The sequence below is a fragment of the Microbacterium xanthum genome (genome assembly GCF_034531355.1).
GTDB lineage: Bacteria > Actinomycetota > Actinomycetes > Actinomycetales > Microbacteriaceae > Microbacterium > Microbacterium xanthum.
Genome location: NZ_JAWHUE010000001.1, coordinates 305,826 through 323,970 on the forward strand (window position 1 = coordinate 305,826; position 18,145 = coordinate 323,970).

Consider the following 18,145-nt stretch of genomic DNA (forward strand, 5'->3'; position numbering starts at 1 on the left):
TCCTGCCAGACTGGGTCCATGGAGTACTGCATCTTCACCGAGCCCCAGCAGGGCTACTCGTACGACGACCAGCTCGCCCTCGCCCTCGCCGCCGAAGGCCACGGGTTCGACGGTTTCTTCCGCAGCGACCACTACCTGCGGATGGGCGACGGTGACGCGCAGCCCGGGCCGACCGATGCCTGGACCGCGCTGGCCGGCCTGGCACGGGAGACATCGACCATCCGACTGGGCACGCTCGTGTCATCGGTGACGTACCGGTACCCGGGCGTCCTCGCGATTCAGGTCGCCCAGGTCGACGCGATGTCCGGCGGACGAGCTGAGCTCGGGCTCGGTACCGGTTGGTTCGAACGTGAGCACCGCGCGTACGGCATCCCGTTCCCGGACAAGCGGTTCGGAATGCTCGAAGAGCAGCTCGAGGTCGTGACAGGCCTGTGGAATACGCCGATCGGCGAGACCTTCAGCCACGCCGGGCCGCACTACACGCTCGAGGACTCCCCCGCCCTCCCCAAGCCCGTCCAGTCGCCGATGCCGGTGATCGTCGGAGGCGGCGGGCCGAAGCGGACCCCCGCGATCGCGGCCCGATTCGCGACGGAGTTCAACATCGGCTTCGTCGACGAGCCCACTGTCGCCGACAAGTTCGCCACGGTGTCGGCCGCGTGCGAGCGGATCGACCGCGATCCGGCGACGCTCAAGCGGTCGGTGGCCCTGACCACTCTGGCCGGCGACCGCGCGGACGTGCGGCGGCACGCAGCCACTCTCGGCAAAGATGTCGCGGACATCTCGCCAGACAACCACTTCCTCGGCGAGGCGTCCGCGATCGCCGAGAAGGTGCACCGCCTGATCGAACTCGGCGCGGAACGCATCTACTTCCAGCTGTTCGACCTGGGCGACCTCGACCACGTCGACTACCTCGGTCGCGAGGTTCTGCCGCTCCTCCCCCGCTGACCCGGCCGCCCGGCGCGTCGGGCGCCGAGGGTTAGGAGTGGGCGGATGCGGGTCGGTCGCGGCGGGAGTCGAAGAAACGACGGAGCAGTGCCGCCGACTCGTCGGCGCACACCCCCGCGACGACCTCTGCGCGCACCGGAAGGCGTCGGTCGCGCACAACGTCGTACATCGACCCGACGGCGCCGGCCTTGTCGTCCCATGCGCCGAACACCACGCGCGAGACGTGCGCCTGCAGCAGGGCACCGGCGCACATGAGACACGGCTCGAGCGTGACCACCAGTGTGCACCCGGCGAGATTCCACGAGGACAACGCCGCGGCGGCGCGCCTCATCGCGATGATCTCGGCGTGCGCGGTCGGGTCATGCTCGTGTTCGCGCAGGTTCCGTCCTTCACCGATCACGGCGCCCCCGGGGTCCAGCACGAGGGCGCCCACAGGCACCTCTCCCGACGCCAGCGCGGTTCCGGCAAGGTCGAGGGCGTGACGCATCGCCGCGAGATCTTCGGCAGATGCGGGCAGCGGCACGGTCCCAGCGTAGGACGCCGCGGGCGGGTGGAATACCCTGGACGTATGCGCCTGCACGTCGCCGACCACCCGCTCGTCACCCACAAGCTCTCCGTCCTCCGTGACCACGAGACCTCGTCGCCGGTGTTCCGTCAGCTCACCGAGGAACTGGTCACCCTCCTCGCCTATGAGGCCACCCGCAACGTGCAGGTGACTCCCGTGCGGATCACCACCCCCGTCACCGAGACGATGGGCGTGAAGATCAGCGAGCCGCGCCCGATCGTCGTGCCGATCCTCCGCGCCGGCCTCGGCATGCTCGAGGGCATGACCAAGCTCGTCCCCACCGCCGAGGTCGGCTTCCTCGGCATGGTGCGCAACGAGGAGACGTTCGAGCCGCAGACCTACGCCGAGCGTCTTCCGGATGATCTCAGCGACCGCCAGTGCTTCGTGTTGGACCCGATGCTGGCCACCGGGGGCTCGCTCGGCGCCGCCATCGACTTCCTCTTCGCGCGCGGCGCGCAGGATGTCACGGCGATCTGCATCCTGGCGGCACCGGAGGGCGTCGAGGCGATCAAGAAGCAGGTCGGCGACCGCGACGTCACGCTGGTCCTCGGTGCCATGGATGAGCGCCTCAACGAAAAGGGCTACATCGTTCCCGGCCTCGGAGACGCCGGGGACCGCCTCTACGGCACGGTGTAAGGCCCCGCCCGAGCCACATCGCCGCTGAGGAAACGGCACCCGCCCCTCGCCGAACGGGTGCCGCCGCGCCCTGAGGCGCTCCGCCAATCTACGATCGGGCCGCGCCGACCTGAACGGGGTTGACATCGTCGACGCCGCTCCCTATCGCCGCGGCGCCGAAGGATGCGGTCGGATCGGCCCCGACCAGGCGCGCGAACGCACTCAGACGGGCGACCCCTTCCGGGGTGCGGGGCAGGTCGTCGAGCAGTCCGGGCGAGTACACGACGAACGCGGCGTGCATCGCGCGGGACACGGCGACGTTGAGGCGGTTGCGCAGCAGCAGGAACTCCAGCCCCCGCGGCGCGTCCCGCCCGGCCGACGCCGCGAGCGAGACGATCGCCACGGCCGCTTCCTGGCCTTGGAAACGATCGACCGTGCCCACACGCACCTCGCCGTGCCCGTTCGCCTTCAGTGCCTCTTCGACCGCGACCTGCTGGGCGTTGTACGGCGTGACCACGATGATGTCCGCCGCGGTGAGAGGTCGCTCGGAGTCGGGCGTGACGACCCCGGCGTCGTCCGTCGTCGCCGACCGCCACGCGCGACCGACGAGGTCGGCGACGGTGTCGGCGACCACCGCCGCCTCCTCGGGTGCCCATGTGGCGTTCCCCCGGTGGCGGACCGGCCGGGGATGGAGGCCGGGCGCGATGCCCTCGAGGCTTCGCCGCGATGTCGCCGGGTGCGCACGCAGCGCGCCGGCGTAGGACAGGGTCGACACGGCGGCGGCGACCTCCGGGTGCATTCGCCATGTCTGGTCGAGGAAGTAGCCGTACTCGTCGGGGATGACATCGGCGCCGTCGACGATCCAGCCCAGCGCGGAGGTGTCCACCGGCTCGGGGTGGGTGCCCTGGCTGACCTGCGGAAGCTGCTGGGGATCGCCGAGCAGCAGCAGACGCGACGCCGCGAGGGACACGGCGACGGTCGAGGCGAGCGAGAACTGCCCGGCCTCGTCGATCACCAGCAGATCCAGACTGCCGCGCGGGACGCGGCCCTGATGGGCGAAGTCCCACGCCGTGCCGCCGATGACATAGCCGTCGGCATGTTCGGACGTGAACTCGGCGATGCCGTTCTTGGCGAGGGCGGTGAAGGAGGTCGGTGCGGAAGGGTCTTTCGGAGCCTTCCCGACACGGGCGGCGGGGACCCCTGCGGCGACGACCCGGTCGAGCATGTTCTCGACGACGGCGTGAGACTGGGCGACCACGCCGACTTTGAAACCGTGCTCGGCGACCAGCCGGGCGATCACGTGGGAGCCGACATAGGTCTTGCCTGTTCCCGGCGGCCCCTGCACGGCGAGATAGCTGTGATCGAGGTCGAGCAGGCTCCGCACGATCGCCTCGGTGCCCCGGCCCTCGGCGAGCGCACCCGATCGGGTCCGCGGCGGCCGGCGGCGGAGGATGTCGGTGGCCGGGTCCTCGGGAAGCGACGGCGCCGCACCGATGACGTGGTCGGCCCACGCGTCGATCGCCACCTGCTGGTTGGCCGCCGGCGGGGGCGCGGCAGGCGTGAGCGCGACCGGGAGCTCGTCCCAGGTGAATCCCTGCACGGCACTCTCCGCGATGACCACGCCGTCGTCGAGCACCTCGGCGACAGTGACCCGATGGTCGGCGTGGATCCACCGCGGCGCAGCCTCGAACGGATACGGGGCGGGCAGGTCGTAGAGCGCGAACGGTGAGGATCCCTCGCTGAGGCGGGTGCCGGGCGCGAGCTCGCCGCGGATCTCGACGAGCCGCCGATCGGTGCGCGCCCCCTCGGGCCGGTGCCAGTCCTCGATCACCCGGCACCGAGCGGGGTCGACGACGACCACATCGCGACCGTCCTCCCACAGCGACACCGGCTCGCGCAGGCGCAGGTAGTGCGTCGCCCAGAACGTCTTGGCCTCTCGCGGGTAGTAGTCGATGGCGGCGGCGCCCAGCCGCAGGGAGCGCGCCTCGCCGGAATCCTCCGGGTAGGCCCGCGCCCGCTCGTTCAGCGTGGTCGCCCGAGGCGAGGGCCGGTAGGTGTTCTCGGCCGGGTCGGCATCGGGGGTCGGCCGCAACTGCGCCTCGCGCGCCCGGTCCACGAGCCAGTCGCGTAGCCGCAGCGTCGAGACGCAGTCGTAGCGGTTGTAGTCGGCGAGGTCGTCCAAGACGGCCCGCGCGGCATCCTCATCGCCGCCCTCGCGCAACGCCCGTGCCTCGACGTAACGCACGATCGAGTCGTCGCCCTTCTGGACGTCGCTGGTGCGGATGTGCTCACCCATGTAGAGCGGTTCGAGCTTCTTGATGGAGTACGAGCGGGATCCGACCCGGACCGCCCTCCGGACGATCGGGTACAGGTCGACGAAGACACCGTCGCGCAGCAGTCGGTCGACCTCGTCTTCGCGCACGCCATGCCGTGCGGCCATCGCCATCAGATGCGTCGGTTCGTAGGGTGCGTAATGGTAGATGTGCATGCCCGGGTGCTGCTGGCGTCGGAGCGAGACGATGTCGAGGAACGTCTCGAGCGCATTCCTCTCCTCGGCGAAAGAGTGCGCCCAGAGGGCCGTGTAGCTCTCCGAGAGATCGACCCAGCCGAAGAGATAGTCGATCCCCCACTCGGTGCGCCCGTCCCGCGGCGGCTCGGTGTAGAGGGGGTCGCCCTCGAAGTCGAAGAACATGTCGCCCGCGTTCGGCCGCGGCAGTGCACCCAGCGCCTTGGGTGCCACGACCCGATAGGTCGGTACCTGCGGCTGCGACAGATCGATGCCCGCGGGGCTGTCGAGCTGCAGCCCCGCCTGCACCCGCAGCATCGCGAACGTGTCGGGATTCATCCCCGGGGGCACCTCGGCTGCGCTCGCGAGGGCGTCGATCGTGAGGATTCCGGCGGCGCGAAGCCGCTGGCGCTGAACCGGCCGCATCCCGGCGACCAGGAGCAGGTCGCGAGAGGCCACGACCTCCTGCTCGCACGTGGCGCAGCGACCGCACGCGACGACATCGAGGTCGCCGCGCGGGTCCCCCCAGGCGATCGGCGCCCCCGCCGCGCGTGCCGGGAGGTCGCGGTCGGCGATCAGCGCGCGCAGACGGGCGGCGCGCAGCTCGAACACCGGGAGCAGATCATCGACCGCGTGCTCGCTCACGGATCCGTCGCCGAGCAGCAGCTCGACGCGGTCCGAGCGCGGGACACCGAGGCGATCGAGTTGCGCGACATATGCCGCCAGCTGCATCAACGCCGTGACACGCGCTCGTCGGGCGAGCTTGGAGTCCTGGACCAGCCATCTCCCGTCCTCGTCGCGCGCGAGGAAGTCCGCGAATCCGACGAACTCGTCGGTGGCGAAGGCGGCCTGATAGACGATGTCGGCATCGGAGGCCAGCGCGTCGGCCGTTGCCGCCACCGCACGGGCGAGCCCCGCGGCGTCTCTGGACTCGGTGGCGTCGATCTCTCGCACTCCGGCCCCGTACCGGGCACGGTAGCCGTCGAGCACGCGCTGCTCGTGGGCGTCGCCCAGCCGCCCGGCGCGCTCCAGCGTGGCGTCTTCGGGGTCCGCGACGGCCGCGACACGGCCGAGCTTGGCGTCGATCGCGCGCGCCCAGGCGAACTCGCATTCGGCGGCCGCCTTCAGGTCGCTGGCACTCCAGACGATCCGGCCCTGGTCAGGTACGTAGCGCATGCTCTCCTCTTGTCGTGTTCGACAGTAGCGAGCACCGCCGACACGGCCCCACCTGCAAGACTGGGCGGGTGAGCAGCCCTCTTCCCTTCGACAGCGCCTACCGCCACGGGTTCGCGCGCGTCGCGGCCTGCACCGTGCCGGTCGCGATCGCCGACCCGGCGACCAATGCCGAAGCGATCCTGGCCGTCGCGCGCCGATGCCACGACGACCACGCCGCCGTGGCGGTGTTCCCCGAGCTCGGCTTGACCGGGTACGCGATCGAGGACCTCGTCCTGCAGGACGCCGTGCTCGACGCCGTCGAGACGGCCATCGCGCATCTCGCGGCATCGTCCGCAGACCTCCTGCCCGTGCTCGTCGTCGGTGCGCCGCTGCGCCATGGCTCACGTCTGTACAACTGCGCCGTGGTGATCCACCGCGGCCACGTGCTCGGCGTCGCCCCGAAGTCGTACCTGCCGACCTATCGCGAGTTCTACGAACGCCGCTGGTACGCGCCGGGCGACGACCAGAGCGGAGGCACCATCCGCGTCGCGGGCGGCGAGGTCCCCTTCGGCCCGGACCTGCTCTTCGCCGCGCGGGACGTGCCCGGACTCGTGATCCACGCGGAGGTGTGCGAAGACGTGTGGGTGCCGATCCCGCCGTCTTCGCGCGCCGCTCTGGCAGGCGCCACCGTGATGGTGAACCTGTCGGGAAGCCCGATCACGATCGCGCGTGCAGAGGACCGCCACGAGCTGTGTCGGTCGCAGTCGCTGCGATGCCTCGGCGCCTACGTATATGCCGCCGCCGGTGCGGGCGAGTCCACGAACGACGTCTCATGGGACGGCCAGACGATGGTCTACGAGGCGGGGAACCTGCTCGCCGAGACCGAACGCTTCCCGGACGGTCCGCGCCGCTCCGTGGCCGATGTCGACCTCGACCGGTTGCGCCAGGACCGTCAGCGTCAGGGCACCTTCGACGACAACCGCCGCACGCACGCCGATGCGACCGCGTTCCGCACCATCGCCTTCGACCTGGCCCCACCGGCAACCGAAACGGGACTGGTGCGCCCCCTCGACCGCTTCCCCTTCGTGCCGGACGATCCCGCCCGGCTCGCGCAGGACTGCTACGAGGCGTTCAACATCCAGGTGTCCGGACTGGTCCAGCGCATGCGGGCGATCGGCAATCCGAAACCCGTGCTCGGCGTCTCGGGCGGGATCGACTCGACCCACGCCCTGCTGGTCGTCGCACGCGCGATGGACCTCCTCGGTCGACCTCGGTCGGACATCCTGACCTACACGATGCCGGGCTTCGCCACCAGCGAGCGGACCAAGGGCAACGCGATCGCCCTCTCCGAGGCGATGGGAGCGTCGATCGAGACGATCGACATCCGCGCAGCCGCGACCGAGATGCTGAACCAGCTCGGACATCCCTTCGCCGCGGGGGAACCGGTGCACGACATCACCTTCGAGAACGTGCAGGCGGGGCTGCGCACCGACTACCTGTTCCGGCTCGCCAACCGCAACGGCGGCTTCGTCGTGGGCACCTCCGACATGTCCGAGCTCGCCCTCGGGTGGGCGACCTACGGCGTCGGCGACCACATGAGCCATTACGCGGTGAACGCGGGTGTGCCCAAGACCCTCATCCAGCACGTCATCCGCTGGGTGGTCGCGCACCGCGAGGGCGTCGACGACACCGCGGCGGCCATCCTGCGATCCGTGCTCGACACCGAGATCAGTCCCGAGCTCGTGCCCGCCGACGCGGACGGCAACATGCAGTCCACCGAAGACCGGATCGGTCCGTACGCGCTCCACGACTTCACGCTGTTCCACGTGCTCCGGTACGGGATGCGCCCGTCCAAGATCGCTTTCGTCGCCGCCCACGCCTGGGGCGACGCGGAGCGCGGCGCCTGGCCGCCAGGGTTCCCCGACGACGAGCGCTACGCCTTCACGCTCGAGGAGATCGCGACATGGATGCGGGTGTTCCTGACGCGCTATTTCTCGTTCGCGCAGTTCAAGCGGTCGGCGATCCCGAACGGCCCGAAGGTGTCACCGGCGGGTTCGCTGTCGCCGCGGGGAGACTGGCGCACACCCTCCGACGGGAACGCGCACGCGTGGCTCGCCGAACTCGACCGGGCGCTCCCGCCGACCTGATCAGGCCGCCGTCTCCCGACGATCGCGCAACCCCACCCGGTCGGGGATCTCGAAGGGGATGCGCGGCAGCCACGACGACGGCTCGGGCCAGGGCGGCGAGGTCGGAAGCGCGTTGAGCACGCGTGCGAGCGCGTCATCGCGCGATGACACGGGCCGGTGCGCCGGAAGCACACGCTTCGGAGCGTGGTGCCCCAGTGCACCGCACCACCAGTGGCGCCACGTCGTCTCGGCCCCCTCCGGATCGAGCACGATGTAGTAGTCCGGCATGACCGCTTCGTCCATCTCGAACTGCTCCAGCGCGGCCTGGACCTCCCGTTCCAGGACGCCCAGGGTCGAGCGCTCTTCGAACAGTTCGACCCACGCGGCGGCGACGTGCTCGAGCGGGTCGGCGTCGTGCACGATCCACGGCCTCTGAGCGGCCCCGATGCGACGAGTGGCGAGCCCGGGCTCACTGCCCCGCAGCGGGAGGACGTCGACCCCGCGCAGCCCTCCGAGCGCCTCCAGCGCATCCTCCGTCGCGTCGCCGACGATGGCGACGACTGTTCCCCTGCCGGTCACGTTCTCCATGCTCCACGGTATGACGCGGGTCGTTGCGGGCGGGTGACGCGCGGCGATCGTGTGCATTTCGTGATCCGCCCGCGGGCGCGTGCCATCCGCCGGCGAGCCTTCGCCTGTCACCATTCGTCGCCACCGCGGCGCATTCCGACAGTCCGCGACCACCGAATCGTCGAATCGCGGCGCGCTGCGGGGCTTCCTTCCCCGTGTCGAGGTGATGCATGATGTGGGGGCGGGTGGCGGATGACCGATGGGGGCGGGATGACGACGCAGCGCGAGTCGACGGACGCGCTCTCGGACTTCGCAGAGCTGATGGACGGCGCCGAGGCGCCCGCCGACACGGCGCGCGATGTTCACGGCCGGCGGGTCGTCGGCAGGATCGCGCTCGCGATCGTGCTCGTCCTGGCCGTGTGCGGCCTTTCGGTCGGCGGGTACGCCGTCTGGGCACTGAGCGCCCCGGTGCCGGCGCCCACCGCGCACCTGCGCGATCCGGTCCTGGCCGCACCCGAAGCCGTCTCGATCGCCACCCCGTCGCAGGGAGCGGCCGCGGTGCGCGTCACCGGTGCGGAGGAGTACCTCGGCCCGGAGGGACTCGAGGCCGCGAGCGGGCCGGGCGATCCGCTCCCGATCGCGAGCATCACCAAGCTGGTCACCGCGCTGGTCGTCCTCGACGCCTATCCGCTGGGCGACGGCGACCCGGGCCCCACCATCACCTTCGGTGCCGCCGATCACGCCCTCTACGACGCCTACTACGTCCGCGGGGCGACCATCGCGGTCATGCCCGCCGGCAGCAGCATGTCCCTCCGGAACGCGCTCGGAACCATGCTCATCCCGTCGGCGAGCAACTACGCGCACGCGGTGTCGACGTGGGCTTTCGGCTCTCTGCCGAACTTCCTCGCGGCGGCACGGGAGTGGCTCGACGACAACGGGATGACGTCGACGACGATCGTCGACCCGACCGGGCTCGACCCCGGCAACGTCAGCACCACCGCGGATCTGCTGCGCCTCGGTGCCCTCGCGGCGGCTGACCCGACCGTCTCCGCACTCGCGGCGACACCCTCGCTGACGCTGGATGCGACCGGAACCCTGCGGAACACGAACGAGTTGCTCGGCGTCGACGGTGTCACCGGGATGAAGACCGGCAACCTCGGCAACGGCACCTTCACCTACCTCTACACCGCATCGCTGGAGGTCGGCGCGGGCGAACCCCTTCAGGTGGTCGGCGCAGTCCTCGGTGGACAGACGCGGGCGGCGACGAGCGACGTCGCGCTGCGTACTCTCGCGAGCATCCGCTCCGGCTTCCACGAGGTCGAGCTCGCCGAGGCGGGGACGGTCGTCGGCGAGATCTCGACACCGTGGGGGGAGAGCTCCGCCGCCGTCGTGGCCGACGACGTCGCCGTCTTGACGTGGTCCGACACCCCGGTCGAGGTCACCGTGCACACGCGGACCCCGGAGCAGTACCGGGCGGGCGCCGTCGTCGGCAGCATCACCTGGACCGCCGGCCCGAACAGCGCGACGTCCGACATCGTCGTGGCCGAACACATCGCCGAGCCGACCGCGTGGTGGCGTCTCACGCATCCCGACCGACTCGGCTGAGCCGGGTCAGGACGGCAGCGCTCCGTAGGCGAGGGTGATGACCCAGCCGTCGCGGGAGAGATCGGCCAGCTGGTAGTGGACGCGGCGATCGGGGATCCACCCCTTGGCAAGGGCGGCGTCGAGCCGAACGTGCTCGCCGCGCACGCGCGTGCCGCGGCCGTCGGCATCCCGAACGGCCTGCACCCGGGTCCAATGCCGCACGAGCGCGTCGATGTCGTTCTCATCGAGCAGGTGCGAGTGGCGTTGCATCTCGTGCACGGTCGCGTCGTCGGGATGCGTGTCGCGCAGATCGAGACCGATGGGGACCGCGGGGTCGGCCACGGCGACGATCGTCGCCGCACGGAAGCTGGTGTTCCGGATGCCGACGGGCACCTCCGCGCCGTCGACCTCCGCGATCAACTGCGTGTGAAAGCCGAACTGGGCGGGGGCTTCGCGTTCGACGCGAACCTTTTTCTGCTCGATGCCGAGATGATCGGCGACCAATTCCCGGGCGAGGGCCCGCTTGCGGTCGTGTTCGCTCATCGACGGGTCCCACCCCAGCCGCATCGCGATCCCCTCGGGCGCGTCCAGAACCACCGACTCCATGAGACCTCCTCGCTCGATGGCTCCATCCTGCCGGTCCCCCGCCCCCGAGGGAACTCCGGGCTGTCCCGTCGCTTCGGAGCCGTCGCGGCGCAGGCCCCCTGGCCGAGTGCCAGACTGGGGTCATGGGCAGACGCGCGACCGTCGTGGGCAGCGGCCCGAACGGGCTCGCTGCTGCGGTCTCACTCGCCCGCGCCGGCTACGACGTCCGTGTCGTGGAGGCGTTCCACGCGATCGGCGGCGGCGTCCGCACGGCCGGGCTGACTCTCCCCGGGTTCCGTCACGACGTCGGGTCGGCGGTGCATCCGGCCGCGCGGAGTTCGCTGTTCTTCCGCGCGTTCGGGTTGTCGGAGCGCATCGAGTGGATCACGCCGGAGGCCTCCTATGCGCAGCCTCTGGACGATGGTCGCGCGGCGATCGCGTGGAACGACCTCGAGCGCACCGTCGACGGGCTGGGCCCCGGCGGTCGGGCGTACCGCCGGCTGGTCGCGCCGCTGACCCGTCGCCTCGGCGAGCTGGTGGAGTTCACCGGCGATCAGCTGCTGCGCGTCCCCCGACATCCGCTCGTGGTCGCCGGGTTCGGAGCGCGGATGCTCGCGACCGGAACCCGCGCCGGTCGTCCCTTCTTCTCTCCCGACGTCGAGGCTCTCCTCGCCGGCGTGCTGGCCCACGGCAACACGCGTCTGCCCTCGCTCGCGGCGGCGGCCTCGGGGCTGTTCCTCGCCGCCCACGCCCACAGCGCGGAAGGGTGGTCGCTGCCACGCGGAGGGGCGCAGCGGATCGCCGACACCCTCGTGGAGGACCTGAAAGCCCACGGCGGCATGCTCGAGACCGGTGTCCACGTGCGCAACCTCGCCGAGCTCGACTGGGGAGACCCCGACGCGGGCGATCTGCTGCTGCTCGACACCGCGCCGCGGCTCCTTCTCTCCCACCCGGACATCCCCGACCGCTACGCCCGCGCGATCCGCGCCTACCGGCACGGTTCCGCTGCGGCGAAGGTGGATTTCGCCCTCGACGGCCCTGTGCCGTGGGCTGCGGACGAGGTCGGACGCGCCCCGACCGTCCACCTCGGTGGGTCGCGCGCAGAGGTGGAGGAGGCCGAGAATGCCGTGGCCGCCGGGCGCGTCCCCCATCGCCCCTACGTGCTGGCGGTGCAGCCGACGACGGTGGACCCTTCTCGGGCTCCCGACGGCAAGCATGTGCTGTGGGCTTACATCCATGTGCCGCCGGGATCGACTCTCGACCCGACCGAGGCGGTGATTCGACAGGTGGAGCGGTTCGCGCCCGGATTCCGGCGGCGGGTGATCGCCTCGCATGCCGTCACGGCTGCCGAGCGGTCCCGCCAGAATCCCTCGGACGTCGACGGCGACATCCTCGGCGGGGCGTTCACGATCACCCAGGCGGTGCGGCGTCCGGTTCTCTCGCGCACACCGTGGCGCACCCCGATGCCGGGTGTCTACCTGGCCTCGGCCTCGACGCCCCCGGGTCCGGGTGTGACGGGAATGCCCGGCTGGCACGCGGCGCGCCAGGCTCTGACCGACCGCACCGGGGTCCCGGTCACGCTCGACGACCTCTTCGGCTGAGCCCCCGCACGCCTGCCCCGCTCCCCCGCGCCCGACCCCGCCCTCGCGGCGGCTCCGCAGTCGGGACGCGCCGAGGAACCGACCCGCGGACCCCGCAGCAGCGGACTGCGGAGCATCGTGCCGATGCGAACGGAGGAGCGCGACGCGCTACGCGGAGCGCGAGAACGCGGCGCGCAGGACGAAGAAGACGACGAGCGCGACGACGGCCACGATGACGAGCTTGAACAGGAACACGATCGCCGAGAAGACGAACTCGACGAGGATCCAGGCGATGAAGACCGCCGCGATCACGCCGAGGATGGTCCAGATCGTGCTCTTGGTCATGTCTTCAGCCTACGCGGAGCGCACGTCGTTCACGCCATCGAAGCGACACCGCGCCGCAACGTGCTGGGGCCTTCGGGCGTGGCTTCGACGACCAATTGCGCCGGGATCTGCTCCTTCATCGCGGCGACGTGGCTGATGAGCCCGACCGTACGCCCGCCCTGGCGAAGCTCGTCCAGGGTGCGCATCGCAAGATCGAGGGTGTCGGCATCGAGCGAGCCGAACCCCTCGTCGATGAACAGCGTGTCCAAGCGCACCCCGCCGGCGCGTGCGGTGACGACTTCGGCGAGGCCGAGCGCGAGGGCCAACGACGCCAGGAACGTCTCGCCCCCGGACAGCGACTGTGCCGGCCTGGCTTGCCCGGTGTGGGCGTCGAGCACGGTCAGGCCCAGGCCGCTGGATGCACCGCGCGCGGCGACGGCATCGCTGTGCCGGAGCGCATATCGCCCCGACGACATGTCGGCAAGCCGCAGATTGGCGGCCTCGACGATCTCCTCCAGTTCGGCCGCGAGGACGAACGATTCCAGCGACATGCGATGCGTGTTGGGCGCGCGGCCGGCCACGGTGTTCGCCAGCCGTGCGATCACGGCCTGTTCCCGTGCGAGCTCTCCGGTGTCGCTGAGCGTCTGCTCCGCGCGGTCTCGGAGATCGGCGAGTCGCGTGCGACGCTCGGATGCCGCCGCGGCGGCATCGACGGCCGCGCTCCATCGCTCTCTCGCGCGGGCTGCTTCCGCCGCGGTTTCCTCGATGTCGACGGGCTCATCGCCCACCCCCGCCAGCTCGAGCTCCAGGTCGCGGAGCCGATCGCGCTCGGTGCGCAGCAAGACCTCGTGGTCCGCGATTGTCGCATCCAGGATCTGCCGCTCAGCGGCGGGCAGCAGTGCGTCGCGCGCGTCGTCGGCCGTGTCGAATCCGCTCTCGCGAAGTCTCTCGGCGAGGTCGCCGAGGGCGGCGATCCGGGCTCGCTCGCATACCTCGTGGTCGCGGGATGCCGTCTGCAGCGACTCCGCCGCCGTGCGGCGTGCCCGCGCGGCTTCGAGGCGTGCGGCGACGCTGTCATGGTTCCCCCGTGCGGCCTCGACCCGTTCCCGCGCCTGCGCGAGACTCTCTTCCGCAACGGCGGCCGCCTGGCGCTGAGCGGCGGCGTCCGCCGCCAGAAGGTCTCGCTCGGCTGCCGCTTGCGCGTCCGCGTCGACGAGCGCGCGGCGCTGATCGGAGAGCTCCGCGCGGCGGCTGACGGCCTCGGCGGCCCGGCGCAGGTCCGCGTCGACACGTTCGAGCTCGGTGGTCAACGACTCCTCGGTCTCGCTCCCGACGACGCCACGCAACTCGGCGACCGCCGTCCGAGACTCCGCGGCGGCTGCGCCGGCGATCCGCTCGGCTTCGGCGGCACGCGCCTGCTCGCCCTCGGCCGCGGCGATGTCCTCGTCGCGCACGGGCTCCGCAGAGAGCACGGCAGGGGCGGGGTGCTCGGGAGACCCGCAGACCGCACACGGCGTACCGTGGGTGAGCTCCGCCGCGAGCTGCCCCGCATGCCCGTCGAGGCGACGACGCAGCAGATCCCGCACCGCCGCGGCGGCGGCCTCGAGGCGACCGACCGCGTCGAGGTGTGCGACCTCCGCGGCGCGGAGATCGGACGTCCGCCGATCGAGAAGCCGCGCGGCCGCCAGACGATCCGCGAGCGTCGCTCGTTGCTCGGCCCGCGCCTCGCGCGCGCCCGCGGCTTCGGTCGCGGCAGCGAGCTCCGCGTCGAGCTGGGCGAGCCGGACCGGCAACTCTGCACGGCCGGCATCGAGGGTGGCCAGGAGATCGTCGACCTCCGCGATCCGAGCGCGGGCGGTATCGAGACGTCGGCGGAACTCGGTCGCGGCGGCCTCGTCTTCGAGGGCGCGCTCCGCGACGGCGATCTCACCCGTGTACTGCTCGATCGTCGCCGCGAGCCCAGCGTCGTCGAGGACCTGTCCCTCGAGGGCCTGCCACCTCTGGAGCGCGTCGCTTCTGACGGCAGCGGCGACCTCGGCGTCGCGAACGGCAGCGTCGAGCGCGTCGATCGGTGCGCGGACGGACTCTGCGGCCACCGCTCGGTCACGGCGGCGGCGCGCGAGGTCGATATCCCCGTTGCGCGCTTCGAGCTCCGCGAGGGCTCGGCGGGAGCGGGCACGAGCCTCGTGGCGCGCCCGGAGCTCGCGCCGGGCGGCGTGCGTCGTCTCGGCGGCGCGATGGGCGGCGTCGGCGGCGTCCCGCTCGCGGAGGAGCGCATCGGCACGGTAATCCAGGCGCGCCTGTGCGCGTGCCGCCCGCGCCGACCGTGCGACGGGGTCGGTCGTCTCCTCGGCGTCGGGGCCATCGTCGGCCTCGTCGCGCCAGACATCGCCCGCGACCCGTTCGGCCTCATCCAGGAGGACGCCGGCGGATGCCAGCGCTGTCGACAGAGCCCGCTCACCGTCCTTGCGTCGCTGCTCGAGGGCGTCCTGGTAGTCCTCGTAGGTCTTCGTGCCGAACAGCGTCCGCAGCAGGCGCTGTCGCTCGTCGTTCTTGGCCAGCAGGAACTCCGCGAAGCGGTTCTGAGCGAGCAGGATCACCTGGAGGAACTGCTGCTGACTGAGGCCGACGATCTCGTCGAGCTCGAGGGCGACGTTCCGCGGCCCGCGCTGGCGGCCGATCCACTCGCCGTCGACGAACTCGTCCAGATGTGCGTCGGGCGCAAGAGTGGTGAATCCGTCGCCGCGCTTCTTGCGACGCTGATACTCGGGCGACCGCGTCACCTTCCACCGGCGGTCACCGACGGTGAACTCGACGCTCACCGTCGTGGGATCGTCGGGTGCGCAATGGTCGCTGCGCAGCCGCTTCTCGGTCCCTTCGTATCGCGGCGCCGACCCGTACAGGGCGAAGCAGACACCGTCGAGCACGCTTGACTTGCCCGCACCGGTTCGACCGGTGATCAGGAAGATGCCGTCGTTCTCGTACGCGTCGAAGTCGACGACCTGCCGGTCGCGGAACGGGCCGAAACCCTCCAGTTCCAGACGATGCAGTCTCACGTCGTCGCCTCGACGAGGCTGCGCTGCTCGATGACGTCGCGGACGATCCGTGCTTCGAGCTCGCTCGCCCCTTCCCCGTCCCGAACGTGCGCGAGGAACGCGTCGACCAGTTCCCCGTCGCTGCGCGCCGCCCGAACGCGACGCGCGTAGCCGCCGGTGGCGTCGGCTGCCGAAGCGGGCGGGGTGTGCATGACCGTCGCGCAATGCGGGAAGCGTCCGAGAAGACGACGCATCGCGTCGATCTGCGGGGTCGAGTCGGTGTACTGCGCACAGACCCAGTCGTCGACGTGTGCGGCGTACTCGTCCGATTCGAGCAGGTGCCGGAACGGGGCGCGCAGCGTCACCAACCGGCGCGGGACGGGCAGGTCGAGCCACGACGCCTCGACACCTCCGGCAGCGTCCAGATCGATCACCCACGACCCCCGCGGCTTGGCCCCCTCACCGAAGCTGTAGTGCAACGGCGCTCCCGCGTATCGCACGGTCGGGGCGAGCTGCTGCCGCCCGTGGATGTGGCCGAGGGCGACGTAGTCGACGCCGTCGAAGCTCGACAGCGGCACGACGTCGAGGCTTCCCTGCCGGATCTCCCGCTCGACGCCGGGGGTGGCCTCGACCCCCGCGGTGAAGCAGTGCGAGATCACGACGCTCCGCCCGGGCGATGCGGCGAGGTCGGCGCGCACGAGCGACATCGCGTGGTCGATCGCATCGGCCTGGGTACGCAGCGGGATGCCGTCCCACAGGTGCCGCACGACTCCGGGCTCGAGGTAGGGGATGCCGTAGAAACGCACCGGACCGTCGGCGTCGTCGATCACGACGGGCGTGTCGAGCGCGAGCGGGTCCGTGAGGACGTGGATGCCCTCGCGGAGCAGACCCGCCTGGAAGCCGAGACGTGCGGCGGAGTCGTGGTTGCCGCTGGTGACGATGACGCGGGCGCCGGTGTCGGCGATGCCACGGAGGACGTCGGTCAGGAGGGTGTAGCAACCGGCGGCGGGCGCGGCGGAGTCGAAGACATCGCCCGCGATGACGACGACCTCGACGTCGTGATCGCGTACCTGCTCCACCAGCGCGTCCAGCACGCCGCGCAAGGCGTCGAGCGTCGAGTGGCCGTGGAACGACCGCCCGATGTGCCAATCGGAGGTGTGCAGGATGCGCATGCCGTCAGGGTAGATCGACCCGCCGACACGACTGCCGAGGCGCTCCGCTCAGTCGTCGGTGTCGGCCGCGATCCGTTTCACCAGATCGTCGAACCGAGCATCCGACACCTCGAGCCCGGTCTGCTCGATGCGTCCGCGAAGGGCATGCTCGACCGTCGCGACCGACTCGCCGGCCAGGTCGGCCCGCATCTGTGCGACCACTCCGTCGAGCTTGTCGGACGCGGCGGCATTGTTCTCCGACATCGCCGGCAGCGTCTGCTCGCCGCGTTCGCCGAGTCCGTCGCCGCGCTGCGCTTCGGCGGCGGAGAGGGTGTCCCGACCGCCGTCGTGCCCGAGGTGGTTGCCGTCTTCGGTGCTCGCGGTCACGAGGTCTCCTTCTCGTCGACGTTCGCCAGGTCGGGGTCCGTGTCCGGCGCGGCGCCCTCGACGGGACCGACGTCGACCCCGGGATCGGGCTCCTGATTCTCGAGGGTGAGATCCGGGCTTCCCGCCGTCTCACGCGAGGCATCGGCGGTCTCGCCGTCGGCGACCGCGCCGCTCTCCCACCCGCCCGCGGGCTCGGCGTCGATCACGCCCTCCGGCAGGTCTCGTGCGTCTTCCATGCCGTCTCCTTCCGTCTCCACCAGCGTGGCGGGTGCGCCCGGGGACGTCCCGGGGCTTGACCGGGCAGGTGGGGCGGGGTAGGGGTCAGCGGGGTTGGAGGAGGTCGGCGCGACCGGGGTTCGCGGCGAACCAGTCTGCGACGTACCAGCAGACGGGGCTCACCTGCCGGTCGCCTGAGCGTGCGATCTCATCGACCGCGCGTTCGACGATCTCTGCCGCGTACCCGTGCCCACGGAAGGTCGGAACGGTGTAGGCGCGGGTCAAGGCCACCGTGCGCCCGTCGTCGCGGTAGTCCAAGACGCTGACGAGGTCGTCGCCGCGGTGGAGGGTGTAGCGCGAGGCGTCGGTCTGTCGGGTGAAACGCAGGTCGGTCACGGCGTCAGCGTACGCCCGCCTGCTGTGCCGGGGGCCGCGTGGCGCGCACGGCTGGTCCGACCGAGTGCGGTGTGGATCAGTCTCCGCCCGTGATCTGTCCCGCGAGGCGGTCGATCTCGTCGTCCGAGAGCTCCTGCCCGGCATCGGCCAGACGTTCGCGGAGGATCTTCGCGATCTGGTCGCCGGAGGCCCCACCGGCGTCCGATCGGACCTGCGCGACGATGCTCGCCACATCGTCGACGTCGCCGCCGGCGTCGGCCACCTCGGCGGCGCCCTCGTCTCCGGACTCCGTGGTGCCGGTGCCGATGTCGTGGCCGCCGATCACCCCGACCCCGACCGCGACGTGATCGACGCCGTCGTCGGCGCCTTCACCGGTCGTCTGCTGTCCGTCCTCGTTCATGCGGATCT

General features: G+C 71.3%; 16 protein-coding genes. 5 read left to right on the forward strand and 11 right to left on the reverse strand.

The features are described 5' to 3' along the window. Positions 1-18: 18 nt before the first annotated feature. A complete protein-coding gene (locus tag RZO50_RS01535; protein ID WP_322597944.1) occupies positions 19-945 on the forward strand; it encodes an LLM class F420-dependent oxidoreductase in 927 nt (308 codons plus the stop codon). A 31-nt stretch (positions 946-976) separates the two neighbouring features. Here the strand turns inward: RZO50_RS01535 and tadA are convergent, their stop codons facing one another. Beyond that, entirely contained in the window at positions 977-1,468 is a 492-nt protein-coding gene (tadA, locus tag RZO50_RS01540) for a tRNA adenosine(34) deaminase TadA (protein WP_416211492.1), read from the reverse strand. Between the two features lie 45 nt (positions 1,469-1,513). On the opposite strand from tadA, the gene upp reads away from it, so the two are divergent. Next, positions 1,514-2,146, forward strand: coding sequence for a uracil phosphoribosyltransferase (gene upp / locus RZO50_RS01545; RefSeq protein WP_322597945.1), 633 nt, complete (start codon positions 1,514-1,516; stop codon positions 2,144-2,146). A gap of 88 nt (positions 2,147-2,234) precedes the next feature. On the opposite strand, the gene RZO50_RS01550 is transcribed toward upp, so the two are convergent. After that, entirely contained in the window at positions 2,235-5,807 is a 3,573-nt protein-coding gene (locus RZO50_RS01550) for a TM0106 family RecB-like putative nuclease (protein ID WP_322597946.1), read from the reverse strand. A gap of 68 nt (positions 5,808-5,875) precedes the next feature. On the opposite strand from RZO50_RS01550, the gene RZO50_RS01555 reads away from it, so the two are divergent. After that, entirely contained in the window at positions 5,876-7,933 is a 2,058-nt protein-coding gene (locus RZO50_RS01555) for an NAD(+) synthase (protein WP_322597947.1), read from the forward strand. Here RZO50_RS01555 and RZO50_RS01560 read toward each other — a convergent pair whose 3' ends face one another. Next, the gene (locus RZO50_RS01560; RefSeq protein ID WP_322597948.1) at positions 7,934-8,500 is read right to left on the reverse strand and encodes a hypothetical protein; all 567 of its coding nucleotides are present in this window, start codon (positions 8,498-8,500) and stop codon (positions 7,934-7,936) included. 249 nt (positions 8,501-8,749) lie between these two features. On the opposite strand from RZO50_RS01560, the gene RZO50_RS01565 reads away from it, so the two are divergent. Beyond that, positions 8,750-10,084 carry a D-alanyl-D-alanine carboxypeptidase gene (locus RZO50_RS01565; RefSeq protein WP_322597949.1) on the forward strand — a complete coding sequence of 445 codons (1,335 nt, stop codon included), beginning with the start codon at positions 8,750-8,752 and terminating at the stop codon, positions 10,082-10,084. Between the two features lie 6 nt (positions 10,085-10,090). Here the strand turns inward: RZO50_RS01565 and RZO50_RS01570 are convergent, their stop codons facing one another. After that, the gene (locus RZO50_RS01570; protein ID WP_322597950.1) at positions 10,091-10,669 is read right to left on the reverse strand and encodes a hypothetical protein; all 579 of its coding nucleotides are present in this window, start codon (positions 10,667-10,669) and stop codon (positions 10,091-10,093) included. A 122-nt stretch (positions 10,670-10,791) separates the two neighbouring features. Here RZO50_RS01570 and RZO50_RS01575 point away from each other — a divergent pair, with 122 nt between their 5' ends. Further along, entirely contained in the window at positions 10,792-12,249 is a 1,458-nt protein-coding gene (locus tag RZO50_RS01575; protein WP_322597951.1) for a phytoene desaturase family protein, read from the forward strand. Between the two features lie 147 nt (positions 12,250-12,396). Here RZO50_RS01575 and RZO50_RS01580 read toward each other — a convergent pair whose 3' ends face one another. The 7 genes from RZO50_RS01580 to RZO50_RS01610 form a co-directional block, all read right to left on the reverse strand. Then, positions 12,397-12,573, reverse strand: a complete 177-nt coding sequence (locus RZO50_RS01580) for a hypothetical protein (RefSeq protein ID WP_322597952.1) — start codon at positions 12,571-12,573, stop codon at positions 12,397-12,399. 29 nt (positions 12,574-12,602) lie between these two features. Continuing rightward, a complete protein-coding gene (locus tag RZO50_RS01585; RefSeq protein ID WP_322597953.1) occupies positions 12,603-15,608 on the reverse strand; it encodes an SMC family ATPase in 3,006 nt (1,001 codons plus the stop codon). Beyond that, entirely contained in the window at positions 15,605-16,759 is a 1,155-nt protein-coding gene (locus RZO50_RS01590; protein WP_322597954.1) for an exonuclease SbcCD subunit D, read from the reverse strand. Before RZO50_RS01590 ends, RZO50_RS01585 begins: the two co-directional genes overlap by 4 nt. A 48-nt stretch (positions 16,760-16,807) precedes the next feature. Further along, positions 16,808-17,125, reverse strand: a complete 318-nt coding sequence (locus RZO50_RS01595) for a hypothetical protein (protein WP_322597955.1) — start codon at positions 17,123-17,125, stop codon at positions 16,808-16,810. Further along, positions 17,122-17,361, reverse strand: a complete 240-nt coding sequence (locus tag RZO50_RS01600) for a hypothetical protein (RefSeq protein WP_322597956.1) — start codon at positions 17,359-17,361, stop codon at positions 17,122-17,124. Before RZO50_RS01600 ends, RZO50_RS01595 begins: the two co-directional genes overlap by 4 nt. Before the next feature lie 85 nt (positions 17,362-17,446). Then, positions 17,447-17,737 (reverse strand): GNAT family N-acetyltransferase, encoded by a 291-nt coding sequence (locus RZO50_RS01605; protein ID WP_322597957.1) that lies wholly within the window; start codon positions 17,735-17,737, stop codon positions 17,447-17,449. 76 nt (positions 17,738-17,813) lie between these two features. Continuing rightward, positions 17,814-18,137 (reverse strand): hypothetical protein, encoded by a 324-nt coding sequence (locus tag RZO50_RS01610; protein ID WP_322597958.1) that lies wholly within the window; start codon positions 18,135-18,137, stop codon positions 17,814-17,816. Between the last annotated feature and the right edge of the window lie 8 nt (positions 18,138-18,145).